The organism is Rhodococcus erythropolis NBRC 15567 (genome assembly GCF_001552595.1).
Taxonomy (GTDB): Bacteria; Actinomycetota; Actinomycetes; order Mycobacteriales; family Mycobacteriaceae; genus Rhodococcus_F; species Rhodococcus_F erythropolis.
Map to the genome: position 1 here is coordinate 113,513 of NZ_BCRM01000001.1, position 22,754 is coordinate 136,266.

The following is a 22,754-nucleotide window of genomic DNA, read 5'->3' on the forward strand; positions in this document are numbered from 1 at the left end:
CAGTCTTGCTCAGATGAGTCCGCCGCGGCGCGCAGCCTTGAGTGCGTCGCGTCGGTTACTTACTTCCAACTTCCGATAGATCCCGCGTAGATGCGTCTTGATGGTGTTGACGGACAGGAACAGCGTGTCGGCGATCGACTCGGTGGTGTCTCCCGAGGCCAGTTCGCGCAGCACGGTGTATTCGCCCGGTGTGAGGATCGGTGCACTCACCAGCTCTTGTGGACGAATGCGGTTGCGTACCTGTTCGGCAAAAGCCTCCTGATCGCCGAAGTGCCCACTGAACTCGTCGAAGATCGGACGCAGTGACGCGCCGTAGTCGAGGAAAGGTCGCAACAGCGCACCGGTTTCTGCGGCTCGCAGGGCTTTGTGCAGCGAACGAAACGACTTGCGCTCGTGACCGGTGGCAGCGTGGATCCCAGCCTCGAGTGTCCAGGCGTAGACGGTGTGGGCGAGCACAGGCTCTTCGGTGGATCCGAGGGCTTCGGAAACCTCGACGAGTGCTTCTGCGAACTTGTTGGACGAGAAAGCCACGGCAGCTCGCGCCAGGTGTATCTCGGAAGTCTCGCCGAACTGATCAGCCGCATCGCGCACGAGTCGGCCGGCCCATTCCACTTCGCCGACCGACAGGCATGCGTTCACGACCGGTGGGAGTAGGGCAAGAGTCGCCAATGAGAAGGTGCGCAGTGCGATTGCGCTGAGCATCGCATCGCGGACGTCGGCAGCGGTCGACCGTCGATCGGCCGCGTCGCCGAGACTGTGGAGCCCGAACGTGACGACGGTGTGCCACCCGAATGCCGGGACGCTGGCGCCGAGAACATCTGTGCTCCGGTAGTTTCCGATAGTCGGTATGCGGTACGGAAGTTCGCTGGTGGCGCAGAGATATGCAGCGAAGGCCACCACGGACGCGGACAACTCGTACTCCGCCGTCGTTGTGATTCGGTGTTCGACCGCGTAGTCGATGGCGTAGGTGGAGTGTGCCCTCATCGCCTCGATGTCCCCGCTGAGTGAGGCGACAAATCCTAGCCCGGTCAGTGCCTTCAGTACGAATCGCGACCTGCCACGTAGTGTTCCGAGCGCGACCGCCTGGGTGTATTCGACAGTTGCCCTGTCGAACTCGCGTTCGAGTAGGAGGGCCGTCGCTACCTCGAGGTGAGCGTAGGCTTCGACGTCCGAGTGAGTGCTGTTCTGACGCCGCACCAGGCGCGAAACCAATGGATTGTTGTCGGAAGTTGTTGAAGCACAGGAGATTTCGAGACTCATCGCCAGGAACAGTGGCTCGTCCGCAATAGGCGGATGAGTTGCCTCGAGGAGATCGAGGCACGTTGTCGCAGAGGTCATGTCACCGGAATGGAGGGCGGCCGCAGCCAGGACCAGGCGGGTGATCGGAGATTCGGAGACCTGCGTGGGTGCGGATTCGAGCACTCGGACGACGTCTCCGCTGTGCCCGTCGAGTACGAGGCCTAGTCCGCAGCGCTCGAGAAAAGCGAGGATGCGGCACGGGTCGCCGATCGACACCTCGAGTTCGAGCGCCTCGAGTTCGAAGTGATGACTCTCGAACCAGGTTGCTGCTCGAAGGTGCGCGCGATTTCTCTCCTCGTGATCGACCCGGCGGAACTCTGCGCGGAGGTGTTCGAGGAGAAGGGGGTGGTAGCTGAACCACGTGGTGTGGTCAGCGGAGTCGGTCCGCGTCACGGGGAAGTTGTATTGAATCAGAGCGTCGATCTCGGACCGCGCATTCGAATCGGTCAACGTTTCTGCGAGTTGAGCAGAGAACGAATCGACGACGGATGTCCGCAACATGAATGTCGTGACATGCTCGGGCAAGGATGTCAGGACCTCGTCGACGAGGAAGTCGGCGATCGGGCGGGGCGTATGGGTGAACTCGTTCAATGCATTACCGATGTCGCTCCGGCCTGCCAGGAACGCTGCGGTCAGGCGAACAACAGCGCCCCACCCCTTGGTGAAGTTCTCGACGATTGCGAGCTCGTCGTCGCCGAGGGCGATGTCGTATTCGCCGAACATCGCAGTGATCTCGGTGCGGTCGAAGGCGAGATCGGTGGATGCGAAGCGAGTGAGTCGGCCATCGAGCGCGAGACGATGCCAGGTGAGCGGAGGTTCGTATCGAGCAGCGACGATGATCGACAGATTGTCCGGGGTGTGCGTGAGTATCTGGTCGAGAAGACCGATCGACATCGGATCGTGGAGTGTGTGAACGTCGTCGAGGATCAGCGTCGTTCGGCGATCGTGAGCTTCGACGGTTTCCGCGAAGTGCGCGAGCCACTGTTCGACGGGTCGTCTCGATCCCGCCTGTGCCGGGAACCCTTGCCCGGTGGGCGCGCGACCGGCCGGGTCGAGAGGCGTCGAGATGGCCTCGGCGAGGGATTCGCACAGCACCGACACGTTGTTGTCGCGCTCGGCCAACGTCAGCCAGGCGAGGTCCACGTCAGGGGACGCCCGCGAATACTCACGAGCCCAATTCGCCAGCAGCAGGGTCTTTCCCGCCCCGGCCGGTGCAGAAAGCAGCCCGACGGACCCGGGTCCCGAGCCCTCGGTAGTGGTGGACGCGGTGAGTTTCTGGTGCAACCGGGGACGTGGAACCAGTCCCTTGATTGCAGAGGGCGGGTGAAAGCGCCCGCTGACAGGCGCGTCCGACGCGTGAGTGTGCCCGACGCGGTGAGACGCGTCGAGCGTCACTGCAGCGGCATCACGAAATGGGCTGCTCATCCGACTCCTGTTCGACTGGCTGCACTGGACGTGACCGCTGGATCGACATACGTAACGAGTTAGATGATGTGAAACTACCCAATTCGGACACTTATTAAGCGTCCAAATCAAAAGATTCGGACCAAAGTCCCTGATTTAGTGAGGGGTGCGTTCGAACTACGAACGGCGTCGCCAGTGCTACCGCCTGAACGGCGGGGTGCGAGCAAACCTCGAATATCGGTCGAATGCCTTTTCCAGGCCCACGAGATCCGGATCTGACAACAAGGCCGCCAGAAGTACACGTGCTTGCCCGGCCCGAAGATCGGTGGAAAATACAGCGCCTGCGGCGATCAAGTCGTGGCCGCCGCCACCACCACCGTAAACCGGGGAGATTGGCCCCGAGGGCACACGAGTTGTCACGACCACCGGAATGTGAGCGCCTACGCAGTCTCGGACGGCCTCGACGATCGTCGGATTTGCATTTCCCGAACCGAGTCCGTCGAGAACAAGTCCATTTGCCCCGGCGCTCACGCAAGCGTCGATCTGTACGCGGTCTGCCCCGGGATACACGGCGATGATGTCGACGCGGGTGTTCGAAATCGGATGCCACGGCAATGGTTCGGGAGTGTGCAGCAGTGCCGGATCGATGGGCAAGGAGCGGAAGGCATCAAGTGCCGTCGTGTCGGCCTTTCGCGTACCTGCTGCCGGGTGGACCGAACCGCCGAAGGCGATGAGGACACCACGTCCCTGCGACGAGATGTCGAGTCCGGCCGCGATCGCCGCGGCCAGATTCGAACGAGCGTCGGACTCGGGATGGTCGAAAGTGCGCTGCGCCCCGGTGAAGACCACCGGACGTCGGTCGTCGTGGTGCAGGTCCAACAAGAACGCAGTTTCCTCCATCGTGTCGGTGCCGTGAAGCACGACCACCGCATCGAGTCCAGGATCCTTCAATTCGTCGGCTACGGCGTCGCGAACACGATCCATGTCCGCGAAGGTCATGCTCGAGCTGTCCTTCGACATCACGTCCACGACTCGAAGATCGATGTCGGTCTGCTCATTGCCGAGCAGATCTGCACCGGTGATTGCGGGCCGACTGATTCCATGCGCATCTCGGGTGCTGGCGATGGTGCCACCAGTGGTGACGACTGCGACTTTCGACACTGAGGTCCTTTCACGTCAAGCTGTGGGGCGATGGATGGCCAACTCGCGAATGCGATTCCTGGCGCCGTACCAACCAATCATCAACAGCGGTGCGATGATCGCGATGGAGCCGACGGTCCATGTTCCAACAGGGTTGTCGAATGCCATCAATACGATAACGACCGCAAGAAAGACCAGTGTCGCGATCCCGGTGTACGGTGCGCCGAATATGCGGAAGGGAGGGCGGGTGACTTTGCCTTGTTTCGCAAGTTGCCAGAGCTTCAACTGGCACAACACTATGACTGCCCACGCACTGATGATGCCGAGGGCCGCAAGATTGAGGACTATTTCGAAGGCTTGCGCTGGGACAACAGCATTGAGCCCGACGCCGAACAGGATGACCACGCCGGTGAGTGCGATTCCCCCGTACGGCACTCCGGCTTTGTTCATTTTGGCAGCGAAGGCAGGCGCCGAGCCTGCCATCGCCATCGAATGGAGTATTCGTCCGGTCGAATACAATCCGGCGTTGAGGGAAGACAAGGCTGCCGTGAGAACGACCAGATTCATGATCGCATCCGCGCCTTGGATGTTGATCGAACCGAAGAATGTGACGAATGGACTTTCACCGGCGTGGTACTCCGTGTACGGGAGCAACAGCGAGAGCAGTAGCACCGATCCCACGTAGAAGACGAGGATCCGAATGATCACTGTGTTGATTGCCTTGGGTATCACCTTCCGGGGATTTTCGGTCTCTCCGGCCGTGGTTCCCACGAGTTCAATTGAGGCGTAAGCGAACACGACGCCCTGAATCACCACGACTGCCGGAAGTATTCCGTTGGGGAACAGCCCACCATTGTCGGTGATCAGGCTGAATCCGGAGGAATGCCCTTCGATGGGCGTGCCGAAGAGTACGAAATAGACACCGAACCCGAGGAATGCGGTCAACGCAACGACCTTGATCAACGCGAACCAGAACTCCAGCTCTCCGAAGACTTTCACGGACACCAGATTCAGTCCGAGAACCAACACCACCGCGATCAGAGCGAACATCCACTGATCGATGTGCCCCAGTGGCGCCCAGTACTTCTTGAAGAAGTTCATGTACAACGCCACAGCCGTGACATCGACCACGGCAGTCATTGCCCAGTTCATCCAGTACAGCCAACCCGCAGCGAAAGCCATCTTCTCGCCGAAGAATTCGCGTGCGTAGGAAACGAAGGATCCCGAAGTCGGGCGGTGCATCACCAGTTCGCCGAGTGCCCTCAGGATCAGGAACGCGAAGAACCCGCACAACGCGTACACGAGAACCAAGGCCGGGCCCGCCTGTTGGAGTCGCCCTCCCGCACCCATGAAAAGGCCTGTTCCGATCGCACCACCGATCGCGATCATCTGAATCTGTCTGGGGCCGAGCGCCTTCTGATATCCGAGATCCTCTTCAGCGGCAACCTCGGCGTGGGGTGTCTCTTCCCGTTCGACGGTCATCAAACCTCCTCCGCGACGGCGGTAGCATGAGGCTTCTCGCCCGCAGCGCGGAGATTGGCGAGATGTTCGGGGCTGAGCAACCGATCGAGTTCCTCACGGTCGAGCAGGCCCGCTTCGATCACGAGATCGGCGACGCGACGCCCGGAAATCAACGCCTCCTGGGCAATCCGGGTGGACGCGGTATATCCGATGTAGGGGTTGAGCGCGGTGACGAGGCCGATGGAGTCTTCGACTCGCGCGCGCAACAGTTCGGTGTTGGCCGTGATACCGAGTACGCACCGGTCCGCCAGAATGCGGCAAGCCGCACCGAGGTGTCGCATTCCTTCGGACAGTGAGTGCACGATGATCGGCTCGAAAGCGTTGAGTTGGAGTTGCCCGGATTCCGCAGCCATCGTAATCGTCACGTCATTGCCGATGACTTCGTACGCGACCTGATTGAGGACCTCGGGAATTACCGGATTGACCTTGCCCGGCATGATCGACGAACCTGCCTGCACCGGAGGCAGATTGATCTCGTTCAATCCGGCTCGCGGACCAGAAGAGAGCAGCCGAAGATCGTTGCACACCTTGGACAACTTCACAGCGACCCGCTTGAGTACGCCGGAGAGGTGGACGAACTGGCCCACGTCTTGGGTCGCTTCGACCAGATCCGTTGCCAACACCAGCGGCAGCCCGGTTAGTGCGCCCAGGTCGGAACAGGCCACCTCGGCGTAGCCCGCAGGTGCGTTGAGACCGGTGCCGATAGCAGTGGCGCCGAGGTTGATCTCGTGAACGAGAAGAGCAGCCTCAGCCAGGCGCGCTCGATCCTCCTCGATCATGACCGCGTAGGTGCCGAACTCCTGACCCAGAGTCATCGGCACGGCGTCCTGCAGTTGGGTGCGTCCCATCTTCACTGTGTCGGCGAACTCGAGAGATTTGGTCGTGAACGCATTCTGGAGTACACGAAGTGCATCCAGCAGGTCCTCGATCGCGAAGATCGTCGAGATGTTGACGGCCGTGGGGTAGACGTCGTTGGTCGATTGGCTCAGGTTCACGTGCTCATTGGGGTGAAGTCGTTCGTAGTCGCCGCGCTGGTGGCCGAGGATTTCCAATGCGCGATTGGCGATTACCTCGTTGGCATTCATGTTCGTCGACGTTCCGGCACCACCCTGGATGACGTCCACTACGAACTGTTCGTGCCACCGGCCGTCCACGATTTCCTTGCATGCCTGTGAGATGGCCTCGGCTCGCGGGCCGTCGAGGATGCCCAGCTTCTCGTTTGCGCTGGCTGCGGCCCATTTGACGTAAGCGATGCCGCGGATCAGATGCGGGTTCGTGGCAATTGTTCGACCAGTGATCGGGAAGTTCTCCATCGCGCGCAAGGTGTGGATTCCCCAGTACGAATCGGCTGGAACTTCGCGATCGCCGAGCAGATCGTGTTCTGTTCGCGTTTCGAGCACTTGATCAATTCCTCGTGTCTCTTCGCGCAAGCATCACTCTGCGCGGTGGGTGTATTTCGGGATCGCAGCGCTGACGGACAAGTAGTAGACCCGCCCAGCTATCGGGCTATCAGGCTGTCTGACAGGTCTAATTGTTACCTCGCTCACTCCTGCACGTCAACCCGTCACCAGGTGCGATGTTTGACGCGGGACTTCGGCAGTCGCAACAATGACGGCATGAACCTGTCAGACAGCTGGGCCACCAGGCGACCAGTCGCCGCGCGGGTGAGTGCTGCCGAGGCAGTCCTCGCAGACCTTCGTGCCGCAATAGCCTCCGGCGATCTGGCAGTCGGAGAGCGTCTCCCGTCCGAAGCGTCCCTGGCCGAAAGGCACGGAGTCAGTCGATCGGTCATCCGTGAAGCCCTGCGCTCGTGCCACGCCCTCGGGCTCACCGAGACAAAATCCGGGCTCGGCACCTTCGTCGTCAGTGATTCGATAGCGCGAGACCTCGATTTCGGCAGCTATGCGGCCAACGAATTGGTCGAAGCACGGCCTCATGTCGAAATTCCGGCCGCAGGATGGGCTGCCCAACGGCACACCGCGGAGGAACTGGCAGCCCTCCGCGGACTGGTACAGCAGATGCGTGACGAGGACGATCCGCTCGTATGGGTTGCACTCGACGCCCAATTTCACGGACTGATTGCAAAAGCCAGTAGGAATCGTGTCTTCGAGTCGGTAATCGTCGATATCCGTGAAGCGCTGACAAGGCAATCCGAGACTCTCAATCTTGTTGCAGGTCGCCAGGAAAAGTCGAACGAGGAACACGAACGAATAGTCGAAGGAATTGCATCCGGGAGTTACGACCACGCCTCCAGGGCGATGGCCGAACACCTGGACGCCGTCAGGGTGACGCTCGAAACACTTGTCCAAGAAAGTGATTCGCTGTGACGGCGCGGCCGCGCAGGTCTGTCCTCGCCTGCGCAATCTTCGCGGCATCGGTGACCGGAGCGTTGGCGGGTTGCAGTTCGTCCGACACCCCGCTGACGCCGACAACCGCGTCGTCAGCGACAACAACGGCAGCTGTACCGCCTACGGGTGTAAATCCACCATCGACGCCGGAATCCGAGCGCGCGCTCTTCGATGCTGTGGACCGCAATGATCCCGCAGCTGTTACCGCTGCCCTGACTGCCGGCGCGAACATCGAAGCGCGCGGCGAGGGCGAACGGACTCCACTCGTCGAGGCCACCAAGAACAACGCCGTCGCTGCGGCTTCTACGTTGATTCTTGCCGGAGCTGACGTGAATGCGAAGGATTCCATGCAGGATTCGGCCTTCCTGTATTCCGGAGCCGAGGGATTGAACGAGATTCTGGCACTGACGCTCAGCCATGGCGCGGACGTCGACAGCGTGAACCGTTACGGCGGTACGGCTCTGATTCCCGCGAGTGAACACGCGCATGTCGAGACCGTCCGGATGCTGATTGCTGCCGGGGTACCGGTCAATCACGTCAATGATCCGGGGTGGACGGCGCTTCTCGAGGCCGTTGTGTACGGCGACGGCTCGGCGCGCTACGTCGACGTGATCACTCAGCTTCTCGACGCCGGGGCAGATCCCTCTATCCGGGATGCGTCGGGAAAGACCGCATTGGACAATGCCGAAAGCCGTGGTCAGTCAGACGTTGTGGCGCTGCTGCAATCGCGGAGCTGACGCCAACGAGTCGGGCTCAGCCCGTAGGCCTGTCGAAAGCGTCGGCTGAAGTGTCCGGCGTCGACAAATCCCGCACGGCGCGCAATGGTCGCGATGGGCAGGTCGACGGTAGCGGGTCGAGCGAGTTCGGCCCGAGCTTTCTGCAAGCGCTGGGTGATGATCCACTGCTCGAGCCGGAATTCGTTGTCCGAACAGATCTTGTACAGCTGACGCAGTGAGATGCTGTGGGCGTGGGCAATTCGTGCAGGATGCAGCGCCGGATCGTGAAGGTGTTCGCGGATGTATCGGCGGACCGATGTCAACGTGAGTGCCGATCTCGGAGCGGAGGCGTCGGGATTTGCATGCGTGATCGATGCGACCAAAGCGCGCGCCAGTTCGATCGAGGCCTCGCCCAATTGTTCGGCGGCAGGATCGGTCTCCAACTGATCGGCGCTGCGGAACAATTCACGAACGTGCGCGATCATCAAGGGGTACAGGTTGCTGTGGTGAGGTCGCGTGGCAGCGTCACGGATGGAGTCGATCGGTAGTCCCAGCCGATCCATCGGAACGTAGAGGCACTGGGAAGCACCAGTTCCCGTCCAGGAGAAATCGTAGGTCGACGTCAGGTCCGTCATGAGTAGTTCACCGGCCGGGACTCTGCGTTGCTCATCGTGCTGATCTAGATGGCCGATTCCGCTCTCCTGCAGGGCAATCGCGAGAACCGGCATCGACGCTGATCGCACGTGCCGCGGTGTTCTGGTCAATCGCATCCCCGTCGACTCGGAGCGGAACAGTGATGCTGCGCCCAGATTCCACACGTTCATCCGGGCGCTCACGCCCGCCGGATCCTCCAAGTGGATCGCACAGGGAACCGATGCGCGTCCCATCGCGTCGACGAAGGCGTCCGTGCGTTGGTCAGGCTCCAGCACGGAAGTATCCAGGAGCAAAGCCATGCAGCCTTGATACCCCGGGATGTGGACGCTCAACCAGAATCTGTGCACCGTGAGCCCAGAAGTCTGCACGGACAGTCACGTCCGTCGCAGCAGGTATTTCTAGGATCGAAACGGGCGTGTCCCGGCCTACCGCAGTTTCTCGCTTGCCTACGAGAGTGAAGGAAACGCATGAAGATCTCACGTGTATTCACAGCAGTTCTGGCAATGCTCATGACAGTCGCGGCCGGACTGATCTTCGGTTCCGGTGCTGCGGTGGCAGGCCCCAAGCCAACTGTCGTTCTGGTTCACGGAGCCTTTGCCGACGCCACCAGTTGGGACGGAGTTGCCGCCGACCTACGCTCGCGTGGCTATCGCGTCGTGACGCCGGACAATCCTCTGCGCGGGCCGGCTTACGACGCGTCCGTGATCGAGAAGACGGTTGCGGACATCGACGGCCCCGTCGTTCTCGTCGGGCACTCGTACGGCGGCGCGGTGATCACCAATGTCCACGATCCGAAAGTCCAGTCGCTGGTCTACATCGCGGCGTTCGGTCCGGTGGAGGGTGAGCCGGTACAGATCACGATCGACCCGATTCGATTCCCTGGCAGCCAATTGCTTCCTCCCGCTCTGGGATTGAAGATCGTCGACGATCCTCACGCGATCGGCGGGAAGAACGTCGACGGCTACGTCACGGACGAGTATTTCCATTCCGTCTTCGCTCAAGACGTTTCCGACGAGACGGCGGCAACCATGTTGGCTCACCAGAAGTCCGCCGCTTTGTGGGCGAACCTCGAACTCGGCGGGCCACCGTCGTGGGCGAACACACCGAGCTGGTATCTGGTCGCCGGTGAGGATCGCGTGATCCCAGCTTCGGCGCAGCGGTTCATGGCAAACCGGATGGGCGCGAACACCAGCGAACTCCCGACCTCCCATGCCTCGCTGGTCTCACAGCCAGGGGCAGTGGCAGACGTGATCGTGGCGGCCGCTCACGGGTGAGTGTGCGACCGCCACGAAAGTAGAACAGGGTCAGGCGGAAACGATTACCGAGGAGCCGTGTCCGAACAGACCTTGGTTGGCGGTGATACCGATGCGGGCGCCTTCGACCTGACGGCCTTCGGCTTGTCCGCGCAGCTGCCAGGTGAGCTCGCACACCTGCGCAAGTGCCTGTGCGGGAACGGCTTCGCCGAAGCATGCGAGACCGCCGGACGGATTGACCGGGATGCGCCCCCCGATACTGGTGTCACCCGCACGCAGAAGGTGCTCGGCCTCGCCCCGCTTGCACAGCGCGAGGTCTTCGATCCAGTCCAGTTCCACCGAGGTAGCGAGGTCGTAGACCTCGGCGACGTCGACGTCTTCGGGAGAGATCCCGGCTTCCTCGTACGCGGCGTAGCCGATGGATTCCTTGAACGTGCGCTCCGGAGCCGGGACGGCGGAGCTGGAATCGGTGGAGAAGTTCGGCATATCCATGATCGTCTGCGGGAACGTCGGCGTGACCGTCGAAATAGCCTTGATGCGAACAGGTTCCGCGATGCCCATCTTGCGGGCGTATTCCATCGACGTCAGCAAGATTGCGGCGCCGCCGTCGGACGTCGCGCAGATGTCGAGCAGGTGAAGGGGATTGGACACCACGGGGGAGGCCAACACGTTCTCGACGGTGACTTCCTTGCGGTAGCGCGCATTCGGATTATTGAGCCCGTGCTTGGCGTTCTTGACCTTCACGTTGGCGAAGTCCTCCGCGGTGGCGCCGTAGAGGTCGATGCGACGACGCGCGTTGAGCGCGAAGTACGCCGGGTTGGTCATACCCATGAGGCGGAAGCGCAGCCAGTCCGGGTCGTCCCAACGCTCACCGGCGACGGGAGCGAGGAAACCCTTGGGGGTGGTGTCCGCGCCGACGACCAGGGCAACTTCGCTGAGGCCGGCCAGGATTCGTGCGCGAGCGGTGTCGAGTGCCTGGGCTCCCGTCGCGCACGCTGCGTACGACGTGGCGACGCGAGCGCCGTTCCAGCCGAGGGCCTGAGCGAACGTGGCTCCGGCGACGTATCCGCCGTAACCGTTGCGGACAGTTTCGCCGCCGACGATGAAGTCGACGTCCTGCCAATTCACACCCGAATCGGCGAGCGCGGCGCGAGCGGCGGCAACGCCGTATTTCACGAACGACTGCCCCCACTTGCCCCAGGGGTGCATACCGACACCGAGTACTGCGACGTCCTTGCTCATGACTGCGACTCCTGATCAGCTGCGGCGACAGGCTTCCAGCGCCACGTCGTACGTACTCCGGTTTCGTCGGTGTACAGCGGCTCGACAACCAATTCGACGGTATTGCCGACCTTGAGATCGTCGACGCCGAATCCGTCGGCCACCTGGCCGAGGATGACGATCCCCTCGGGCAGCTCGACTGCTGCGAGAGCAAAAGGCTCGTACGGATCCGAGCGCGGGATGTACGGCGGCGGGGGCTGGTACTGCGCGTCGGTGTACGACCAGACAGTGCCGCGGCGGGAGAGTTCCACGTCGTCGAACTCCTCGCTGAAGCAGCTCGGGTTCTTGCAGAACGTCGCCTCACGAGGGAAGGAAATGGTGCCGCAGGATTGGCACTTCGTGCCGATCAGAGCAGGTTCGTCGCCGGTGGTGAACCAACCCTCTACTGCAGGTGTCACACTCCCGTTCGGCGCCGGCGTTGCAGTCTCGCTCATGCAATCCTCATCTGGTTGGCGAGCCTGATCCGGGGGATCGTGGGCCCGCTGTGCCGCTTACTGGAACAGGTTGCAGTATTACACGATTTTGGCCGCTGACGGGCAAAAATTTTCGCTGAGTGGGACGCTGCCGGAACGCAGACGGCCCCGCCGGGCAGACGAGTCTGCAGGCGGGGCCGTGTGCGTGAAAGTAGCTGTTTACCTGTAGCGGATCACCGGGCGCGAACGGGTCGACCGAATCGACGCGTCGGTTTCACCCGGGCCGCAGCGTCGAGGATGGAGGTGATCTCGACCTGATCCAGAACCTTTTCGCGGACACGGTCGTGCGCAGCGCCGCGTTCCAGTTCCGCCTTGTCGATGGCGTGCCAGCCCTCGCGGTCGACTACGTCGGACTGTCGCGCCCGGACCAGACGATCGACTGCGGAGTCGTCGGCGACCGGGTTGGTCAGGCGTCCGTCGTTGAAGTCGTCGACGAGCATCCTGATCGTTTCCTGCGCGCAGGACTTGTTGGTGCCGATGAACCCACTCGGTCCGCGCTTGATCCAACCGGTCGCGTAGACGCCGGTTGCGGGATCGCCGTTCGGAGCTTCGAGGACGCGGCCGTTCTCATTCGGAATGACCGAAGCACGCTCGTCGAACGGGACGCCGGTGATGGGCACTCCGCGGTAGCCGATCGAGGTGAGGACCAAGCCGGCATCGATGGTCTCGGTATCGCCCGTCGCCTCGATCTGCACGGTTCCGTTGGCGTCGACCAGGGCGTTGCGAGCGAACTCGATTCCACTGACCTGATCGTCGCCGGTGATCGACGTCGGCGTGAGCAGGTAGCGCAACGTGATGCGCTTGTTGCCGACGTCGACGTGATCGCGGTTCTTCAGGGCTTCGAGTAGACGCAACTTCTGCTCGACGGCATGCGGAAGCTCGCCGCGTTTTGCCAGTTCTTCGGTGGCCGAGTCGAGAACCATGTCGTCGGGTCCCACAGAGAGTTCGATGTCCGGCAGTGCCATCAGGCCGGTGAACTCGGGGACTGTGAACGCGGACTGCGCGATTCCGCGTCGACCCACGATGACAACTTCTTCGACGCGACTCTTCCGCAGAGCGGCGAGTGCGTGAGCGGAGATGTCAGTGCCCGCCAACTTCTCGGGATCGGCCGTGAGAATGCGAGCGACGTCGAGCGCGACGTTTCCGTTTCCGATGATGACCGCGCGGCGATGCGAGAGGTCGAAGACGTCGTCGGCGTGATCGGGGTGGCCGTTGTACCAGGCCACGAAGTCGGTGGCCGAGGCCGTGCCAGGCAGATCAGCACCCGGAATGCCGAGACCACGGTCGGACGAAGCGCCGACTGCGTAGAGCACCGCATGGTGATTTTCGAGCAGTTCGCTGTGCGAGATGTGCTTGCCGATCTCGACGTTGAGGTAGAACTCGAAACCCTTTTGTGCGGCGATCTTGTCGAACAAGCGAGTGACCTGTTTGGTCTTCTGATGGTCCGGAGCAACGCCGGCGCGAACCAAGCCGTAAGGCACAGGAAGGCGATCGAAGACGTTGACCTGCACATCAGGCTGAGTCAGTAACTCGTCCGCGGCATACATCGCCGACGGTCCGGAACCGACGATCGCAACGCGCAACGGCGGTCGGCCCTTGTCGACGTGGGCTGCCGGGATGACCTTGGCGAGAAGCGGCCTGGGCCGCTCTTCCTTGTAGAAGTCCGCATTGATGGACAGGAAGACTCGCTGCGGGTCGGTCAGCTTCGACTCGGGGACGATGGCGTCGACCGGGCAGGCCGAGACGCATGCGCCGCAGTCGACGCAGGCCTGCGGATCGATGTGCAGCATCTCGGCGGTGAGGAAGTCCGGCTCGTCCGGCGTCGGATGGATGCAGTTGACCGGGCAGGCGTAGACGCACGAGGCGTCGCTGCAACAGGACTGCGTGACTACGTGTGGCATGGCGCTATGAGTCCGATCTCGACTGTCCGGGAGCTACGCGGCGGCGTTGTGCGAGCTGCGGTGAGGTTCGCTACGGAAGCGTGATGCGCGGCCGTCCATCTTGCAGGCCTTCCACACCAGGCGCGAGGCACGGTTCATCAGGCCGGTGTCGGTGGCCAGCATGCGGACGTCACCGAAGTAGTTGCGCAGGGTCTGGCGCGACTCGGGCAGATCCCAGAACAGGTCCTTCTTCACGGACTTCGGGATGTCGAACTGCTTCCAGAAGGACTTCGGCGGGATGACGATGGCGTCACAGAGAATGCGCATGACGATCGGGAACAGCAGCGAGAGGACGAACCGGTTCGGGCGTGACATCAGCGGGATGCGACGGCTCAGAAGCTTGTGCGCGAACGAGATGTGACGCGCTTCCTCGGCTACGTGGATGGCCATGACCGACTGCATGATCGGGTGGATCTGGCCGCCGGCGCGCAGGATGCTCTTCTGAATGTGGTCGATCGGCTCTTCACCGGCGAGGACACCGACGAAGAACAGTTCGGGGAACGGACCCGCAGCGAGGGGGATGAAGGGTGCAAGCATCTTCATCGGACGGCTCATGCCGGGAGCGTCGGCACCGATGCGGTTGACCATCTCCTGGAACATCATCGTGTGGTTGCACTCTTCGACCGACTCGTGCGTGCAGTAGCGCGCCTCGGCCGAATCGTTGGGCAGCGAGAAGACGTACTGCATCATGCCGCGGATCAGAATGTTCTCGAACTGGAGACCGACCTTCGCGACATTGGCCTGGCGCCACATGCCGATTTCGATCTGCCTGGCCTCGGACTGCGACTGGTACCACGGGTGAGCACCCAGCGGATCTGTCTCGGCCGGGAGGATCCAGCGGCGATCGTTCGGGACGACGGCAAACTCGGGGGAGTCCCAGTCGATGTCGAGGTACGGGTCGAAGTGCTTGTGCACCGAGCCCTCGGACAGGAGTCGAAGCGTCTCGTTGTACGAGTCGTCGGATGCTTCTCCGCGCTTGTCGAGCGGCGATGTGAGCGTCATGGCGTCTCCTCTTCGTTTCGGTCACCGCTGGTATTTCTCGCGGTGTTCGGTGGAATCGAGGGCCGGTTGTGTGATCGCTGGCACTCGGTCTGGGTTTAATGTAACCCGAGGTATCAGGAAAAGCTAGTGGCAGATACTCCTGGATCTCGACGAATTCTTGACACGGTCGAAACGGCGCCATAACTTACTTTTGAGTAATTTCCGCGGTGCGCTCGAAGTTGGCTGTTCAGGGATGGGTTCGCACCGAAACGCACGCGAAGATCGAACCGAGGCCGATGTGATCAGAACGCTGCTCAGCAATATTGCCTTGAGTCCGCCGACGCGTCTGCGCTCTCTTGTTCCGTCACGCGGTGTCACGCTCTCCGACAAGACGATCGTTCTGACAGGAGCTTCCTCGGGGATCGGCGAGGCGACAGCTCATCTCTTGGCTCGTCGGGGAGCCGAGATGATCCTGGTCGCGCGCGGTGAGGAAAACCTCGAACACGTACGGGACGAGATCCACCGCAGGGGAGGGTGGGCGCACATCGTGCCTGCGGACCTCTCCCGCGGTGAAGCCGTCGACGAACTCGCGGAGACGATCGCGGATCGATTCGGGTCGGTCGACATCCTCGTCAACAATGCGGGTCGCTCGATCCGGCGTACCGCGTTGGATTCGGTCGACCGATTCCACGACTACGAGCGCACCATGGCACTCAACTACTTCGGACCTACACGACTGACGTTGCGTCTGCTGCCCGCGATGCTCGAGGCGAAGTCCGGACACATCATCAACGTCGGAACCTGGGGAGTCACTGCCGGCGTGATGCCGAGGTTCAGTGCCTACCACGCGTCGAAGTCTGCTCTCAGTGCCTTCGGCCGAAGCCTCGGCGCGGAATGTCACGGCACCGGTGTCGATGTCACCACAGTGCAATTCCCACTCATACGAACACCGATGATCGCGCCGACGGCGGATTACGTGAGCCAGCCGGCGCTGACGGCCGATCAAGCTGCATCGTGGATCTTGAGGGCGATCAATACGCGTCCCGTCGAGCTGTATCCACGGTACGCGGGGCTGTTACGAGCGATTGACGTTGTATCCCCTTCTGCCACTGACGCTCTCGTGCGAAGGGCAGGGATCTGAGGGGTTGGGATCTGAGGGGTTGGGATCTGACCAGAAACGTGCACCAGCACCGGGGCATGGTTCGTCCCCGGTGCTGATGTATTCGATTGTCGCGATTCACGCCGCTGTGGGTGGGCTGTTCCCGCCGATCGGCTGTTGATACGGATCGATCGACATCGGTGGATAGAACACCGTCTTTCGATCCGGTCCGATCTCCACCCGCCATTCCGTGTGGTGCATCGTCCGGTGGTGATGACCGCACAACAAGATCAGGTTGTCGAGATCTGTTGGGCCACCATCGTTCCAGTGAACAATATGATGGGCATCGCACCACCCCGACGGAGTCCCGCACCCCGGAAACGCACACCCACCATCACGAACTGCCAACGCCCGCCTCTGCGGCACCGTTGCCGTTCTCGCTTCCTTGCCGCAGTCGAGCGGAACACCGTTCTCATCCAACAAGATTCGGGTGACGGTGCAGTCGCAGGCGAGCATCCGGGCGGTGTCGATGCTGATCGGGCCCACCCAATCGGTCCACGCGAATCCGAGTTCCTGAGTCGACGGCAACAGGTCTTTCAACGCTTGCAGATCGGTCATATCTTTCGCACTGGCAGTGACCGTGATGTGTGGTTTCACTCCGCCCTCGATCGGACCCAACCCCGCCCGCTCGTACCGGCGCAACAGTTCACAAAACCCGTCCGCACACCGTAATGCCGGCGTGCGGGTGTCCTTGACACCGTCCTTCTCCGGCGTCGGAGCGGACAGGCTCGACAGCAACGTGATCAGACGGGCCCCGTTGACCGCATCCAGATCACCCTTCACAGTTACTCTGCCGTACAGGCCTTTCGAGGCGTAGAACTCGTTCCGCTCCGAATCCTCGCCGACCGGAACACCGTCCTCGCGTTTTCCGTACTGCTTCTCGATTCGGCGGATCGCCGCCCGCACCGCATCACAATCGGCAATGTTCTTCGACGCCAACCCCAACAAGATCCCGCGAGCCTTGTCCACATCCGCCGGCGTCATGTTCTTCGGCGGATGCTGACAAAACGACGCCACCTGCCGCGCCTTCAACGCATCCACGTCACCCCGATGAAACGCATCCGCCACAACAGGTTCGAGCATCAACAACCGCGCCAACCCGACCAGCAGACTGCACTCACCGATCTCCAAATTCGTCGAACCATGCAACCACTGCGCGATCGCCCGAAAACCCTTCCCGCCGAGAACCTCACGGGAAAACATTTCCACGATCAGCATCACCATCCGCGACTGCAACTCGTGCCGGACGCGCACCAGATCCAGAACCTCACCCTTGAGGCCCTCACCATCCAGTTGCCATGCTTCCCGACTGTCCATGCCGAAAGTTTAATCGAACAAAGTTTCGAACACAAGAGGTTGTTGATCGAAAATTGCTGCTATCAAATCGATTTCGACAATTCGGACATTCGGTTATAGGGGGGTCGTCGACGTAGTTCACGTGCGCCGACGAGTGCGAGCGCCACCATCAACCCGGAGCGCAACAGCATCACGTCGGAATTGTCTGAGCCCCAGCACATTGTGTAATCGGCGTCGATCATGTTGCCGCCTGTCCCCGGCAAGCGTATGGGTCCAGTCGAGCACCAGGCCCAGGAGTGTCATCGCCAGCGTGATGGGAACGAAGACCACCAGGACCCGCAAGAAATACCCTCGAACACGGCCGGTGGATTCGCGAAGATCGACGAGTAGCGGAAGCGCCGGACACGACGGACACCGATTTGTTACTCATCGGTCTGGTGTCGAGTGCGCATCTGCAGTCCCGAGTCAGAACCAATCTTCAGCGCTTCCGGCGGCCGAACAATACGCCGACAGCCGAGATCATGATCAGCGCCACAAGAACGACGACGATGTACGACCTGTCCGCGGCCGGTGCCACGGTTTCGCTTTCTTTGGTCACTGCATCAGTGAATGTACAGCTTATGCCTGGAGGGAACCATCCCCAGAAGTCTGTAATTCCTGCCGCTACCCTCTCCGCCCGGCCGGGAAGGAGATAATTGAATCGTGATGGGATTCCATAGTGATCAATGCACCAGCTGGGCTGATGTTGGAGGCGCAAAGAAAATGCGTCCAACAAATAGACCAAGGTTAGTGCGATCAGCGATATTGCTAAAGACGCTTGGCTTGCTCGTAATAATCGAATCTTCACGACTCGCCCGCAACAGTCACGTCATCATGAGGTGACGATGGTATTGGTTGCTGCGATCCACCGAATCCAGCCGTGCTCAAAATTGACCTGTCGACTTTGGGAGTCGCCGAACTCTCCTGACATCGGTAGTTCAATCGACCATCCTCGCAGCCCTGCCTCCCATAGGCAGCAAAGATAGCACCGTGGACACTTTCTCCGTGCCGAGAAACAATCGATCGTGAGATCGGGGAAGTGGTTACTGCTAGTCCGCGACAAACAGCTCGCTATTCTCATCGAATGGATCAGGCAGTGTCGAACTCGCAGGCAACGAGAAGGTCCGGTGCTCTTCGTTGGGTTGCTTTGGTAAACGCACTTATCGCAGCGTCGGCGTCGGCGATGTATGTCGCAGCGAAATGCCATCTCACCTGGCCCGAACCTGCGGACAGTGCACTCTCGATCGCCGGTGCGGTCGTTCTCTGGGTCCTCACCGCGACTGTTGCAATCGTGCTGCTCGGAGTGTGCTGGTGGCAGCGACGCCGATGGTTGTGGTCCGATGTCGCTGTTCCGGTTCTCGTGGTGATCGCACTCGGGATCGCGGCCGCGGGGCAGCCACATTTCGATCAGTATCGGGCAGACTTCGAAACCGTTGCACAGCAACTACTTCAAGAACCTGACGATCCCTATTCCGATGGGTATCATCGTGATCTACGAATCGGCAGATTCGATATCTCCTATGCCAACGTCAGCAGTGAAGGCCACGTCTATTTCCATGACGCATGAGATGGATTGGCCATCTTGGACAATCCCGGCTGGGTGTACGCACCCGATGGCGTGTCCGACAAGACCTTCAATCAGCTCCAGTTGGAAGACATCGGGGGCGGATGGTACCGATTCCCTCATCTTGTCGTTGACAGCTATTGAAACTCAAACCACCCGACCAGCATTCCGGAGGCGAAGGGAAGTAGGAGTACGAAAAGCGTCGTGAAGGTCAAGGCGGTGTCGGTGCGGCAACTGCCACCTCCGTCGTACCAGCGTGAGCAGATGTCCCCGAAGTCCCAACTCTCGCCGAACGCTGAACGAACCAACCTGAAAACGCGGCTGTCAGGATCAGGAGGAATATCACCGCCGCTGGCCGCCCGATCTGCCCTCGGCATTGCCGCCAGGTCGCGCACATCATCGGCAAATACAGCTCGGTGAAGTGCGGATGCGTCTCATGATGAAACAATACTGTTCGTCTGGTGATCCGCACGGATTCCGAAAGCCGATACCCCGGACCTTCTCCGAGGTATCGGCCTGAGGTCAGAGGCAGAAGAAACTGAGCGAACTGATTGCCGCGTTCTGCTCGAGCTGGCCTGCGTCTCCGACGTTGCCGGCGGCGACTGACAGATCTTGAAGGGAGAGAATAGCGTCCATTGTCATTTCCTTTGTTGATCGGCGTTCTTGCCGATGGATTTGATCGATCGAGTTTGCTTGCGGTGTTGATTCAATTCCAGGTTTTTCGCCTGGTACTTCTGTGCTCCAATCTGCCGTGGGTGATAACTTCCGAACAATTAGGCGATGTGGCAGTTCGACGCGCACATCAGTGGAAACGACTGTCGGGCAGTTGCCGATCCGGTATGTCGGAGCGACGCCAGTATTCCTGCAGATCCGGTTGCCCAGTCTGTCGAGAGTCTCAGGTTCTGTTCACCTGGAAAGTGCAGTCCTCCTGCGTGATTGAGGCTGTGTAAGCCCAGAAGCTGCAACTGCTGGGCAAGCGTCTGCTCACAATCGGCGCCGGCATATGGACTCTTGGAGAGTTCGCCGAGGAAGAGAATCAGCCCGGCTCGCCCGTTGAGTAGTCCGGCTTGGACAGTGAATTCGACGGCGGCAGCGCGGGATATGGCAAGTAGCGCAGACGCGTAGCGCGGCTCGTCGACATGTCGAACAAGTTGAAGAAGTACCAGGCCCACGCCGACGGATCCCGATCCGAGGTACGGCATTGTCCGGCGCTCCTCTCTCAGCTGCATCGAACCGTCAGGGCACATCTGCATCACGGACAGGTCGATGTCGACAAGCTGTCGCGCGTGTTCCAGCGATCGAGGATCACCGGTCCGTTCGTAGTGGCGAGTCCAGAACAGCGCTTGCCCGCTCGGTCCTCTCATCAAGCCTCCGCGACCCGTTGTCGCCCAAGATGTTCCGTCGGTGAAGCGGACGTGTGCGCGAGCAGCCGGAAGGCGATCCCGCAGAGTTTCGGTGACGAGAGCGAGAGTTGACGATGCCGCCGGACATGACTCCGATTCCTCGAGTAGAAGGCACCCGATTCCGGAAAGGCCGCCGAAGAGGCTGGAGTCGAGATCGTCGAGTGGGGCTCCACGCAAAGTCTCGGCCCACCTGTCGGCAGTCGAGTGTCGTCCTAGTTGCCGAAAGGTATGCACCGCACCTGCGAGCCCGTCGAAGAAACCGAACCGTGGTTGCGTATCCGAATCAACTTGATGTTCAGTCCATTCCAGAACTGTCTCCAAGGTGTCGGTGGGAAGATCATCGGCGAGTAGGTTTCCGCACGAGCCGTGAGCAATGCCGTAGCCGTTCACTTCGAATTGCGCGATGTCTCCGGGAAAGAGTCGATCAGAGCGGGAGAGATCAAGTGAGGCGAGGATGCCGCAGCGCAATCGAGCGTCCGCACGTTGCAAGGTTTCCCTCGACGACGTGTCCCAACGATGTGGGTGATCCTCCGGTTCCGGCGGATGTGCGTCGAGCATCGAATAGAGCGAGGCACAGAAGGCACGAGGAAGATCGAATCGAGACACCGCGTAGTCGATGAGTTCGGGAATCTTGTTGCGATCGAGGGGGAGCAATGTAGTAAGTGGGACAAAGAGTCCCAGCTCGATGCATCCCAAGGAGTATCGATCTGCCTCGATTCCTGTCAACTGTTGCGGTGCGGTGTACCCGGGAGCCCCGGTGGACCGGGGCGGTCGCTCGTCGATGTTGTGGGCCATCTCGAAATCGATGATCCGAATACCGGACGGTGAGCACATCACGTTGCCGGGGTGAAGATCGGCATGAACGATTCCGGCGTTGTGGAAGCTCTCGACTGCTGTGGTCAACTGTTGTGCGATGTCGAGCGCCCAGGTTCTGTATTCCGTTCGGGAGCTGAGTGTCTGATCCGCGCGTATCAGCGGATAGCGGAGCGCAATCTCCTGATTCAGGGGAGCGCCGGGAGCGCGCTCGGTGACAAGAAAGTGGTGTCCTTCGCGCTCGAACAAGTTGAGCGCGGAAGGTGAGTACGGGTTGTCGGCAAGGTGAGTCAGCGTGTCGTACTCGTTGCGGATGCGGTCGATTGCGTACCGGCCGTTGGCGTCCGGGGCGGTGAAGGGTCGACCCTCTTTGATGACCAGATTGATGCCGGCGTCGTCCAGCGCTGAGTAGATCCCCCCGCTGTTGCTGAAGTGCAGGGCTTCAGTGATCGAATAGGGGAAGGCGTCGCGTGATTTCAGCTTGTCTTGCTGCGCGCGAACGAAGTCCGGGATTTGTACCCAGTCTGGAGTTCTGAAGGAAGTGCCGCGCAGATCGGGTTCGAGCGATCCGTCAGGGCGCCGTATTGCCGGGACGCGATCGCCGAATGAATCGTTGGTGTGCATGGGCAGGTACGCGCCGTACCGTAAGTACAGTGGTCCCCGGTTCCATCGCACATCGCTGAGGATGTATGGCCCGTCGGCAGCCGTGACAAGCTCGTCCAGTTCGGTGATGACACGTTGTGTGGCAACGCTATCCGCCGGATAGATCGTGATGAATTTTCCGCTGGATGTTCGATTGGCCTGCTTGCTGTTGGAGAACATGAGGTCTGCTGCCGTCCGAAGAAATTTGAAAGGCACCAGATTGTGGCCGCAATACGCGGAGACGGTATCGAGCAGCTCCTGCGCGTTGGCTTGGGTAGCGGAGCAGTGAATCTTCCATCCCTGTTCTGGCAGCACGCTGTCAGGCGGTTGGAAGTAGTTCCACGGTCCGCTTTGGGGACCGCGTCGCCAGAGTGACCAGTCCACCGACTTTGCAGGCTTAAAGTGCTGGTCAGTCGGTGCGTCAGGTCGAGTGACCGTTCTGATTCGGTCGTAGAAATGCGAGTCGGCACGTGTGAATGCAACGTATCGCAGGTCCACGCTCTACCTCCGGGTCAGTCCCCCTGCGGTTTGTCATCGATTGGTGCCACGCCCCGAATCCCCTGTGGCTTGGATTGCTTGTGGCGGAAGGTTATCCGATTCCGGACATTTCGGGCGAAGATTGAAAACCTATCATTCGAAAGTACTAATGAAGGGCGTTGGTCAGGGGTTCCTGATCGTCCAACTTTTTTTGTCCGTCCATATTTGCTTCGAGTTCGGTAGCCCTCTCTTGACGGACGGTCCGACTCGGTGGTAATTGTTTAGCGAGCGCTAAGTCAGGATGCTCCCACGATCTCGGTCCGGCATCCGGTGCCACGAACTCGGGTGCCG

Annotated in this window: 16 protein-coding genes; 5 read left to right on the forward strand and 11 right to left on the reverse strand. The window is 60.8% G+C overall.

Going from position 1 to position 22,754, the window contains the following annotated elements; translation table 11 throughout:
- Positions 1-9 precede the first annotated feature (9 nt).
- From RE4_RS00540 to RE4_RS00555, 4 genes are all read right to left on the reverse strand, one after another.
- A complete protein-coding gene (locus tag RE4_RS00540) occupies positions 10-2,724 on the reverse strand; it encodes a helix-turn-helix transcriptional regulator (protein WP_060937793.1) in 2,715 nt (904 codons plus the stop codon).
- A 177-nt stretch (positions 2,725-2,901) separates the two neighbouring features.
- The gene (locus tag RE4_RS00545) at positions 2,902-3,864 is read right to left on the reverse strand and encodes an asparaginase (RefSeq protein ID WP_060937794.1); all 963 of its coding nucleotides are present in this window, start codon (positions 3,862-3,864) and stop codon (positions 2,902-2,904) included.
- 15 nt (positions 3,865-3,879) lie between these two features.
- A complete protein-coding gene (locus RE4_RS00550; RefSeq protein ID WP_019745846.1) occupies positions 3,880-5,325 on the reverse strand; it encodes an amino acid permease in 1,446 nt (481 codons plus the stop codon).
- Positions 5,325-6,764, reverse strand: a complete 1,440-nt coding sequence (locus RE4_RS00555; protein WP_060937795.1) for an aspartate ammonia-lyase — start codon at positions 6,762-6,764, stop codon at positions 5,325-5,327. Before RE4_RS00555 ends, RE4_RS00550 begins: the two co-directional genes overlap by 1 nt.
- A gap of 216 nt (positions 6,765-6,980) precedes the next feature.
- On the opposite strand from RE4_RS00555, the gene RE4_RS00560 reads away from it, so the two are divergent.
- Both RE4_RS00560 and RE4_RS00565 read left to right on the forward strand, forming a co-directional pair.
- Positions 6,981-7,691 (forward strand): FadR/GntR family transcriptional regulator, encoded by a 711-nt coding sequence (locus RE4_RS00560; protein WP_019745844.1) that lies wholly within the window; start codon positions 6,981-6,983, stop codon positions 7,689-7,691.
- Positions 7,688-8,449, forward strand: coding sequence for an ankyrin repeat domain-containing protein (locus RE4_RS00565; RefSeq protein ID WP_127160028.1), 762 nt, complete (start codon positions 7,688-7,690; stop codon positions 8,447-8,449). Before RE4_RS00560 ends, RE4_RS00565 begins: the two co-directional genes overlap by 4 nt.
- Here the strand turns inward: RE4_RS00565 and RE4_RS00570 are convergent.
- Positions 8,410-9,381 (reverse strand): helix-turn-helix domain-containing protein, encoded by a 972-nt coding sequence (locus RE4_RS00570; RefSeq protein WP_060937796.1) that lies wholly within the window; start codon positions 9,379-9,381, stop codon positions 8,410-8,412. The two genes, RE4_RS00565 and RE4_RS00570, sit on opposite strands and share 40 nt — an antisense overlap.
- 168 nt (positions 9,382-9,549) lie before the next feature.
- Between RE4_RS00570 and RE4_RS00575 the strand changes: the two genes are divergently transcribed.
- Positions 9,550-10,356 (forward strand): alpha/beta hydrolase, encoded by an 807-nt coding sequence (locus RE4_RS00575; protein WP_019745841.1) that lies wholly within the window; start codon positions 9,550-9,552, stop codon positions 10,354-10,356.
- Between the two features lie 30 nt (positions 10,357-10,386).
- Here RE4_RS00575 and RE4_RS00580 read toward each other — a convergent pair whose 3' ends face one another.
- The 4 genes from RE4_RS00580 to RE4_RS00595 all read right to left on the reverse strand — a co-directional run bounded on the left by RE4_RS00580 (position 10,387) and on the right by RE4_RS00595 (position 15,031).
- The gene (locus tag RE4_RS00580; RefSeq protein WP_020909545.1) at positions 10,387-11,577 is read right to left on the reverse strand and encodes a lipid-transfer protein; all 1,191 of its coding nucleotides are present in this window, start codon (positions 11,575-11,577) and stop codon (positions 10,387-10,389) included.
- A complete protein-coding gene (locus RE4_RS00585; RefSeq protein ID WP_019745839.1) occupies positions 11,574-12,050 on the reverse strand; it encodes a Zn-ribbon domain-containing OB-fold protein in 477 nt (158 codons plus the stop codon). Before RE4_RS00585 ends, RE4_RS00580 begins: the two co-directional genes overlap by 4 nt.
- A gap of 212 nt (positions 12,051-12,262) precedes the next feature.
- Positions 12,263-13,990 (reverse strand): FAD-dependent oxidoreductase, encoded by a 1,728-nt coding sequence (locus RE4_RS00590; protein WP_060937797.1) that lies wholly within the window; start codon positions 13,988-13,990, stop codon positions 12,263-12,265.
- A gap of 33 nt (positions 13,991-14,023) precedes the next feature.
- On the reverse strand, positions 14,024-15,031 hold the full coding sequence (locus RE4_RS00595) for an AurF N-oxygenase family protein (protein ID WP_003943163.1): 1,008 nt from the start codon (positions 15,029-15,031) through the stop codon (positions 14,024-14,026).
- 232 nt (positions 15,032-15,263) lie between these two features.
- On the opposite strand from RE4_RS00595, the gene RE4_RS00600 reads away from it, so the two are divergent.
- Entirely contained in the window at positions 15,264-16,151 is an 888-nt protein-coding gene (locus RE4_RS00600) for an SDR family oxidoreductase (protein ID WP_019745837.1), read from the forward strand.
- A gap of 96 nt (positions 16,152-16,247) precedes the next feature.
- Here the strand turns inward: RE4_RS00600 and RE4_RS00605 are convergent, their stop codons facing one another.
- Positions 16,248-17,486, reverse strand: a complete 1,239-nt coding sequence (locus RE4_RS00605; protein ID WP_060937798.1) for an HNH endonuclease signature motif containing protein — start codon at positions 17,484-17,486, stop codon at positions 16,248-16,250.
- A gap of 1,102 nt (positions 17,487-18,588) precedes the next feature.
- Here RE4_RS00605 and RE4_RS00610 point away from each other — a divergent pair.
- Positions 18,589-19,071, forward strand: a complete 483-nt coding sequence (locus tag RE4_RS00610) for a hypothetical protein (RefSeq protein ID WP_238076633.1) — start codon at positions 18,589-18,591, stop codon at positions 19,069-19,071.
- A 770-nt stretch (positions 19,072-19,841) separates the two neighbouring features.
- Here the strand turns inward: RE4_RS00610 and lanKC are convergent.
- Positions 19,842-22,424 carry a class III lanthionine synthetase LanKC gene (gene lanKC, locus RE4_RS00620; protein WP_060937799.1) on the reverse strand — a complete coding sequence of 861 codons (2,583 nt, stop codon included), beginning with the start codon at positions 22,422-22,424 and terminating at the stop codon, positions 19,842-19,844.
- Between the last annotated feature and the right edge of the window lie 330 nt (positions 22,425-22,754).